This window comes from Streptomyces sp. PA03-6a, from assembly GCF_033792765.1.
GTDB lineage: Bacteria > Actinomycetota > Actinomycetes > Streptomycetales > Streptomycetaceae > Actinacidiphila.
The window spans coordinates 1-7,684 of the sequence record NZ_JARAVK010000342.1 but is presented as its reverse complement, the minus strand read 5'-3'; the positions used below and the strand labels follow the sequence as shown (position 1 = coordinate 7,684).

Sequence of the window (7,684 nt, the reverse complement as noted above, 5' to 3'; positions counted from 1 at the left end):
CGGGCCTTGTTTTTGGACGTGTCAATTTTTTTAAAGGGGCAGTCTGGGCCCCGCCGACGGCCTCGGCCCCGCCGGAGTCCTCCGAGCCGCCCGGCACGGAGGAACCGCCCACCAGCGAGACGCCGACCGAGCCCAGCGGCCCGGCCAGCCCCGGCGAGGACGGCGGCACCGAGGGCGGCGGACTGCCCATCGGCGGCCTGGACGGCGACCCCGGCGGCGGGGACGATTTCGGGTAGGCACAGGGCCGGGCGCCGCCGGGGTTCCCCCGACGGCGCCCGGTGCGGCCCAGCGCGGGCCTGGGTCAGCGCAGGTCAGTGCCCCGAGGTCGCCTTCAGGCCGACCACGGACACCAGCAGCAGGCAGATGAAGAAGATCCGGGCGGCGGTCGCCGGCTCACCCAGCACGACGATGCCGAGCACCGCCGCGCCGGCCGCCCCGATCCCGACCCACACCCCGTAGGCGGTGCCGATCGGCAGCGTCCTGGCCGCGTACGACAGCAGCAGCATGCTCGCCACGATGCCGAGCCCCGTGCCGACGCTGGGCCACAGCCGGGTGAAGCCGTCGGTGTACTTCATGCCGATCGACCAGCCGACCTCGAGCAGGCCGGCGGCACACAACAGGACCCATGCCACGACGGGCACCTCCACGATCCTCAAGGGGTCAGGGGGCGTCGTCTTTGCATGGGCCCTGGTACGGCGCGTCTCGTCAGGGGACGAACACGACGATAACAAATCAGAGGTAGAGGCCGGTGGAGTCCTCCGAGCCCTGCAGCCGCTCCGCCGCCACGGCGTGCAGGTCCCGCTCACGCATCAGCACGTACGCCGTGCCGCGCACCTCGACCTCGGCCCGGTCCTCCGGGTCGAAGAGCACCCGGTCGCCGACCTCCACGGTCCGTACGTTCTGTCCCACCGCGACCACCTCGGCCCAGGCGAGCCGCTTGCCGACGGCCGCCGTGGCGGGGATCAGGATGCCGCCGCCGGAGCGCCGCTCACCCTCGGGGACGTCGGAGCGCACCAGCACGCGGTCGTGCAGCATGCGGATGGGCAGCTTGTCATGCGTATTCGAACTCACAGGTACGACGTTACCGGCGTCGCCGGCGCAGTGAGAGCCCGGCCACCACGGCGACCAGCGCCACCGCCGCCACCGCGACCGGCACGATGCGCTCCACGCGCGGCGCGCCGTCCTCCGCCACGAAGTGGCCCCGCAGCTCCGTCACACCCCGGTTGACCGCCACGTACGCACGGCCCGCGGTGCGGTCCACCGCGGAGGCGACCTTCGCCTTGGCGTCCGCCGCGATCGTGCTGGGGTGCACCCGCACCGCGATCTCGTCCAGCGTCGCGGCGAGCGCCTGCCGCTTGAGGGCGATGTCCGCCTCGATCTGAGCAGGGCTCCTGCCATCCGACACTGCTCCGCCTCCATCGTCCTTGTCGACCGGTACCGTGCAGACAGTCTGTCAGCCCGTCCGTGCCGATGCCCGTCGGCACCCCGAATCGGAGAACTGCACCATGAGCGAGCGCCTCCAGCCCGGCGACACCGCCCCCGCCTTCACCCTTCCCGACGCCGACGGCAACGAGGTCTCCCTCGCCGGCCACGCGGGCCGCAAGGTCGTCGTGTACTTCTACCCGGCCGCCCTCACGCCCGGTTGCACCAAGCAGGCCTGCGACTTCACCGACAACCTCGACCTGCTCGCGGGCGCCGGCTACGACGTCATCGGGATCTCGCCCGACAAGCCGGAGAAGCTGGCCAAGTTCCGCGAGAAGGAGTCCCTGAAGGTCACCCTGCTCGCCGACCCCGACAAGTCGGTGCTGGAGGCGTACGGCGCCTTCGGCGAGAAGAAGCTGTACGGCAAGGTGGTGACCGGGGTGATCCGCTCCACCGTCGTCGTCGACGAGCAGGGCAAGGTCGAGCACGCCTGGTACAACGTCAAGGCCACCGGCCACGTCGCCAAGCTCATCCGCGACCTGGGCATCTGACGCCCCGTCGGGCCGGGGCCGGTCACGCCCGGGTGTGCGAGCCGGTCAGCGCCGCGTACACCACGACGTTCGCCGAGTAGGACTGGGTGGCGTGGTCGAAGGTGCCGCCGCAGGTGATCAGCCGCAGTTCGGGGCGGACCCCGGAGCCGTACACCCGGTCCGGGCGGAAGCCCGTCTTGTCGACGATCTCCACGCCCTCGACGGCGAACTCGGCGACCGAGCCGTCCGAGCGGGTGACCTCCACCAGGTCGCCCTGGGTGACCGTGCTCAGGGCGTAGAAGACCGCCGCCTTGGTGCGGGTGTCGACGTGCCCGACGATCAGCGCCGCCCCCGCGTCCCCGGGGGCGGGACCGCGCCCGTACCAGCCGGCCACGTTCGGCGTGGTGAACGGCGGCGGGTCCACCGCGCCGTCGGCGGTGAGCCCCCGTTCCACCAGCTTGGCGTGGATGCCGGCCGAGGGGATGTCGATCCGCAGGGGGCGCGCCGGGGACAGCGGCGTGTGCGCCGCGTAGACCTGGGCGGGCCGCCCCGCGGCTCCGGCGTCCGCGGTCGCGGCGGGCGCGGGGGCGCCCGACCCGGAGCCCGGCAGGCCCGGGTGGACGTACCCCCTCAGCCACGCCGCGCCGAGCACCACGATGGTCGCGAGGGTCGCGACCGTACGTCCCTGCACCGGGTCAGTCCCGGGTGCGGCGACGGTGCACGACCAGTCCCGCGGCCCCTGCCACGGCCAGGACCCCGGCCGCCACGATGCCGGGCACGCCCGGCTGCTGCTGCTCCGCCGCGGCCGGGTGCGCCGCCATGGCGCCGCCGCCCGCGGGGACCGGAGCGGACGGGAAGCCGGAGGCGGCCTCGGTGACCTCCAGCGTGCCCTCGTGGGACTTGCCGTCGCAGGTGATGGAGACCCGGTAGGAGCCCGGGGTCAGCCCGGAGCGGACCACGGCGGAGGCGTACATCCCGCCGTCGCTGGCCGGGGCGAGTGTGACCGGGGTGACGAACGCGGAGGAGCTGACGGTGCCGGTCTTGGCGCGGTCGCACTGGTCGGTGCGGACGTCGACGTCGCCGCCGGGGCCGGCCGTACCGGGGGTGATCTTCACCGGGCCGCTGGCGACGCCCCCGACGCCCCCGACACCGCCGACGCCCCCAGTGCCGCCGGTCCCGCCGATGCCTCCAGTGCCGCCGATCCCGCCGATCCCGCCGGTGCCGCCGGTGCCGCCGTCGTTGTCCGGGCCGTTGTCCGAGCCGTTGTCCCCGCGGTCGTTGTCCTCCTGGCCGGAGTCGTCGCGTCCGGAGTCGTCCCGGCCGCCGTTGTCGCGGCCCGAGTCCTCGTGGTCGTTGTCGCTGTTGTTGTCGCCGTTGCCGCGCCCGCTGTCGTCGTCATCGTCATCGTCGTTGTTGTTGTTGTTCTGCCGGCCGTTGTCCTGGCCGTCGTCGTCGCCCTTGTTGCCGAACTGCAGGAGGGGGTTGTTGCTGCCGCCGTCCTGGTCCCCGTCACCCCCGCCTCCGCCACCTCCGCCGCCTCCGCCGAACTGGAACGAGGTCCCGCTGGAGTCGTCCGGGCCGTCGTCGGCCACGGCGGCGGGACCGCACAGCGCGATCAGCGTCGCCGCCGCGGCGGCACACAAGGGAACGCGGACGGCTCCCATGACAGAGCCCATGATCACAACCTCCACTCAACCGGGCTCACGTCGTCGGATTGGTCGGCCCCGGTGTTTCGAAGGTCCCTTCCCGCGCGGGCCCCCGCATGCGGTGGTGGTCCGGACGGGTCGGGGGGTCGCCCGGACCGGGGACAAGGGGCGGACGCCGCGCGCATGTGCACAGGTCACCCGGCCGGACTAGAGTCCGCAGCCATGACAGCGCGCAAGCCCATCGAATCCTGGCTCACCGACATGGACGGCGTCCTGATGCACGAGGGCATCCCGGTGCCCGGCGCGGACGCCTTTATCAAGCGGCTGCGGGACTCGGGCCGCCCGTTCCTCGTCCTGACGAACAACTCGATCTACACCCCCCGCGACCTGGCGGCGCGGCTCAGCCGCATCGGCCTGGACGTGCCGGCCGAGAACATCTGGACCTCCGCGCTGGCCACGGCCCGCTTCCTGGACGACCAGCACCCCGGCGGGACGGCGTACGTCATCGGCGAGGCCGGCCTCACCACGGCCCTGCACGACGCGGGCTACGTGCTGACCGACCACGAACCCGACTTCGTGATCCTCGGCGAGACGCGGACCTACTCCTTCGAGGCCCTCACCAAGGCCATCCGCCTGATCAACGCGGGGTCCCGGTTCATCGCCACCAACCCCGACAACACCGGACCCTCGCCCGAGGGGGCGCTGCCCGCCACCGGCTCGGTCGCCGCCCTGATCACCAAGGCGACGGGGAAGGACCCGTACTTCGTCGGCAAGCCGAACCCGCTGATGATGCGCACCGGCCTCAACACCATCGGCGCGCACTCGGAGACCTCCGCCATGATCGGCGACCGCATGGACACCGACGTGCTGGCGGGCCTGGAGGCCGGGATGCAGACCTTCCTGGTGCTGACCGGCCTGACCAAGGCGGGCGACATCGACCGCTTCCCCTACCGGCCGACCACCGTCGTGGACTCCATCGCGGACCTCGTCGACCTCGTCTGACCTCGGCTGACGACGGCACCGCCCCCGGCCGCGACCGGCCGGGGGCGGGTGGCACCCTCCACGATCCGGGGCGGCTGCACGGTGACGCCGCGCCGCGGGACGTTCACCGGATGATCATCCGCCGGGCGGCGGGAGTTGGGGGCGGCGGAGCATGCTCTCCCCGCATTTCCCCAGCGATCTTGGAAGGGCGTCCACCGATGCTGTCCCGCACCCGCACGGCCACCCTCGTCCCCGGCGCGGTCGCCACCGTGCTCGCCGCCACGATGGTGCCGCTCCTCGGCACCCCGGCGGGCGCCGCCTCGTACGGCACCCCGACGATCTCCCTGTCCGCCTCGTACCTCTCCGGCGCGGTCGGTGCCACCGCCGACCCGACCGTCACGGTCACCGTCGCGCAGAGCGGCGCGGACGCCTCGGCGCTCACCGTCGCCGCCTCCGCCAGCACCAAGACCTCGGTCGCCGGCACCGGCGACGTGACCGTCACCGGCACGGGCGGCAGCCGCACCCTGGCGGTCGCCCCCCGCGCCCGCGGCTACGCCGACCTGACGGTCAAGGTGACCGGCCTCGGCGGCAAGACCGCCACCAAGACGCTGCACTTCGCCGCCTCCGCCGCCGTCACCCACGCCGCCGACACCCGGTACACCACCGGCTCCAGCGACGCCTCCGCCGCCGTGGACGTCGGCGGCGGCTACATGGTCGTCGCCGACGACGAGAGCAACGTGCTGCGGCTGTACCGGCGCGACGGCTCCGGCGCCCCCGTGCGCACCTGGGACGTCGGCTCCAAGGCCGGCGCCTCCTCCGAGATCGACATCGAGGCCGGCACCCGGGCGGGCGACACCATCTACTGGACCGGCTCCATGGGCAACAACAAGGACGGCGAGGTGAAGGCCGACCGCTCCACGCTCTTCGCCACCACCGTCACCGGCAGCGGCGCCGACACCCAGCTGACCGTCTCCGGCTACTACGAGGGCCTGCGCGCCGACCTGATCGCCTGGGACAAGGCGGCCGGCAACCGCTACGGCTTCGCCGCGGGCGCCGCCTCCGGTGAGATACCCAAGGCCATCGACGGCTTCAACGCCGAGGGCATGGAGTTCGCCCCCGGCTCGACCAGCACCGCGTACATCGGTTTCCGCGCCCCGCTGGTGCCCCCGGCCTCCGGCGGGAAGGCGCTGCTGGTGCCGGTCACCAACCTCGACAAGCTGGTCGGCGGCAAGCCCAACACCTCCGTCCACGCCGCCTTCGGCACCCCGGTCACGCTCGACCTCGGCGGCCTCAGCGTCCGTGACATCCGCCGCAACGCCGCCGGGCAGTACCTGATCCTGGCCGGTTCCTGGGCCGCCGACGACAACAGCGACCCGTACGCCCTCTACTCCTGGGACGGCAACGCCGGCAGCGCGCCCGTCAAGCTGCTCGACCTGCCCACCTCCGACCCGGGCGCCTGGGAGGCCATCGTGGACGTCCCGGACCTGACCGCGGCCGGTGCCCGGGCGCAGCTGATGACCGACAACGGCGCCGCCGACCTCTACGGGGACGGCAAGGAGGCCAAGGACCTCAGCCACCCCGAGTGGCAGAAGTCCCGCAGCAGCTGGTTCACCCTCGGCGGCTGAACCGCAGGGCCGCACCGCCCATGACCAGCAGCACCCCGGCGCCCGTGAGCATCAGCGCGGGCGCCCGGTGCTGTTCGCCCGTGGCGGCCAGACGCGGTGGGGTGTCCGGTGCGCTGCCCGGGGCGGTCTCGTCGCCCTTGCCCGGTACGGGTGCCGGCCCGGATCCCGTACCGGGACCCGTACCCGGTCCGGTGCCGGGACCGGGGCCCGGTCCGGCGCCCACGGAGGGATCCGGTGCCGGGGACCCGCCCGGGCGCGTGCCCGGCCCGTCACCCGGTCCGGTGTCCTCGCCGCCGTCCCCGCCTTCGCCGCCGTCCGGCTGCCCCTCTTCTCCCGGCCGGCCGGGGCGCGGGGACTGCGGCCCGGCCGTGGCGTCCCGGTGGGGGACGACGTCGAAGTCGTAGCCGGCGGACTCCCCGACCCAGTCGCCGTCCGTGCCCCGGCGCTCCATGATCGTGGCCGACGCCGTGACCGGTCCGGCGGGCGTGGGCGCGGTGAAGCGCAGCCGCAGTGCGATCGCCACCTTGCGGCGCGACGGCAGTGTGGTGCCCGGCCCGTCCTTGCCGCCCACCACGGCGATGTTCTCGTCGTTGTCCGTGCGCTCGACGGCCACCGGCCGCCACGAGCGGTCCCGTGCGCTCCCCGGTCCCGCGACGGGGGCCGGCGCCCGGTACTCCAGGCGGATCTGATCGGGCGCCAGCTTCCGTCCGCGGTCGACGAAGACGAGGACCGGGTGCACGTCGCGCAGCGGCCCGCTCGACGTGTTCTCCAGTTCCACCCGGAACTCCTCGGGCCCGGCCCCCGCCGTGTAGGTGTGGGGACCGCCCAGCAGCCGGGCGGTGACCGGGAAGGGCTCCGCGGCCGACTGGGGGGCCGCCGCCACGACCGCTGCCGCCGCGACGGCCAGAGCGCTGCACCACCTCATGGGCAGCGAAGCTCTCACGGTCATCCGCTGATATCACCGCGCGACGCGGCGGCGGCCCGCCCCCGCACCCGTACGGGCGGCTAGCCGACCGCCGTCTGGCCGAAGAGCGGCGCCAGCGCCAGCAGCGCGGCCCCTTCGGCGACCACGCGCCGCCCGGCCGTGGCGACGGTGACGGGCACCGTGCGGCCGGCCGCCCGCAGGGTGCGCGGGTCCATGGCGGCGGCCACCTCGCGCGCGAAGAGGACGGGGTCCGCCAGCACGGTGCGGCCGCCGAGCACGACCCGGTCGATGTCCAGCAGGGAGACCAGGTTGGCGGCGCCCACGCCGAGCAGCCGCGCGGCCTGCGCCGTGTCGCCGCAGCCGACGGCGGCCAGGCACAGCGCCTCCAGGCAGCCCCGGTTGCCGCAGGCGCACACCGGCCCGTCCAGGGCGACCGCCTGGTGGCCGAACTCTCCCGCGCCGGTGCGGGCGCCGCGGTGCAGGGTGCCGTCGAGCACGAGGCCGGCACCGAGGCCGGTCCCCAGGTGCAGATAGCCGAACGAGTCCCCGGCACCC

Annotated in this window: 10 protein-coding genes and 1 pseudogene; 4 read left to right on the top strand and 7 right to left on the bottom strand. The window is 74.1% G+C overall.

Translation table 11 applies throughout. The features are described from left to right. Positions 1-236, top strand: a pseudogene (locus PV350_RS42220) (hypothetical protein); the annotation flags it as partial. Positions 237-311: 75 nt separating this feature from the next. Here the strand turns inward: PV350_RS42220 and PV350_RS42215 are convergent. The 3 genes from PV350_RS42215 to PV350_RS42205 form a co-directional block, all read right to left on the bottom strand. Next, positions 312-632: a DMT family transporter gene (locus PV350_RS42215; RefSeq protein ID WP_089225959.1), complete on the bottom strand. Its 321-nt coding sequence runs from the start codon at positions 630-632 to the stop codon at positions 312-314. Between the two features lie 100 nt (positions 633-732). Next, positions 733-1,071: a GroES family chaperonin gene (locus tag PV350_RS42210; protein ID WP_026251892.1), complete on the bottom strand. Its 339-nt coding sequence runs from the start codon at positions 1,069-1,071 to the stop codon at positions 733-735. 10 nt (positions 1,072-1,081) lie between these two features. Further along, positions 1,082-1,405: a DUF3618 domain-containing protein gene (locus PV350_RS42205; RefSeq protein ID WP_361801395.1), complete on the bottom strand. Its 324-nt coding sequence runs from the start codon at positions 1,403-1,405 to the stop codon at positions 1,082-1,084. Positions 1,406-1,505: 100 nt separating this feature from the next. On the opposite strand from PV350_RS42205, the gene bcp reads away from it, so the two are divergent. After that, positions 1,506-1,973, top strand: coding sequence for a thioredoxin-dependent thiol peroxidase (gene bcp / locus PV350_RS42200; protein ID WP_499512061.1), 468 nt, complete (start codon positions 1,506-1,508; stop codon positions 1,971-1,973). Positions 1,974-1,995: 22 nt separating this feature from the next. Here bcp and PV350_RS42195 read toward each other — a convergent pair whose 3' ends face one another. Continuing rightward, positions 1,996-2,643: a class F sortase gene (locus tag PV350_RS42195; RefSeq protein WP_499512060.1), complete on the bottom strand. Its 648-nt coding sequence runs from the start codon at positions 2,641-2,643 to the stop codon at positions 1,996-1,998. A 4-nt stretch (positions 2,644-2,647) separates the two neighbouring features. Then, a complete protein-coding gene (locus PV350_RS42190; RefSeq protein ID WP_500338695.1) occupies positions 2,648-3,628 on the bottom strand; it encodes a hypothetical protein in 981 nt (326 codons plus the stop codon). Between the two features lie 192 nt (positions 3,629-3,820). Between PV350_RS42190 and PV350_RS42185 the strand changes: the two genes are divergently transcribed. Then, positions 3,821-4,600: an HAD-IIA family hydrolase gene (locus PV350_RS42185; RefSeq protein WP_499512058.1), complete on the top strand. Its 780-nt coding sequence runs from the start codon at positions 3,821-3,823 to the stop codon at positions 4,598-4,600. 197 nt (positions 4,601-4,797) lie between these two features. Then, positions 4,798-6,204 carry a hypothetical protein gene (locus PV350_RS42180; RefSeq protein ID WP_500338693.1) on the top strand — a complete coding sequence of 469 codons (1,407 nt, stop codon included), beginning with the start codon at positions 4,798-4,800 and terminating at the stop codon, positions 6,202-6,204. On the opposite strand, the gene PV350_RS42175 is transcribed toward PV350_RS42180, so the two are convergent. Together PV350_RS42175 and PV350_RS42170 are read right to left on the bottom strand one after the other, a co-directional pair. After that, entirely contained in the window at positions 6,188-7,129 is a 942-nt protein-coding gene (locus PV350_RS42175) for a hypothetical protein (protein ID WP_500338692.1), read from the bottom strand. The two genes, PV350_RS42180 and PV350_RS42175, sit on opposite strands and share 17 nt — an antisense overlap. 80 nt (positions 7,130-7,209) lie before the next feature. Beyond that, the coding region (locus PV350_RS42170; protein ID WP_500338690.1) for an ROK family protein at positions 7,210-7,684 on the bottom strand (475 nt) is incomplete at its 5' end.

What these genes read in the sequence shown, in the direction of transcription:
- bcp (WP_499512061.1), top strand. Translation starts at nt 1,506, where the DNA reads ATGAGCGAGCGCCTCCAGCCCGGCGACACCGCCCCCGCCTTCACCCTT.
- PV350_RS42190 (WP_500338695.1), bottom strand. Translation starts at nt 3,628, where the DNA reads ATGGGCTCTGTCATGGGAGCCGTCCGCGTTCCCTTGTGTGCCGCCGCG.
- PV350_RS42185 (WP_499512058.1), top strand. Translation starts at nt 3,821, where the DNA reads ATGACAGCGCGCAAGCCCATCGAATCCTGGCTCACCGACATGGACGGC.
- PV350_RS42180 (WP_500338693.1), top strand. Translation starts at nt 4,798, where the DNA reads ATGCTGTCCCGCACCCGCACGGCCACCCTCGTCCCCGGCGCGGTCGCC.
- PV350_RS42175 (WP_500338692.1), bottom strand. Translation starts at nt 7,129, where the DNA reads ATGAGGTGGTGCAGCGCTCTGGCCGTCGCGGCGGCAGCGGTCGTGGCG.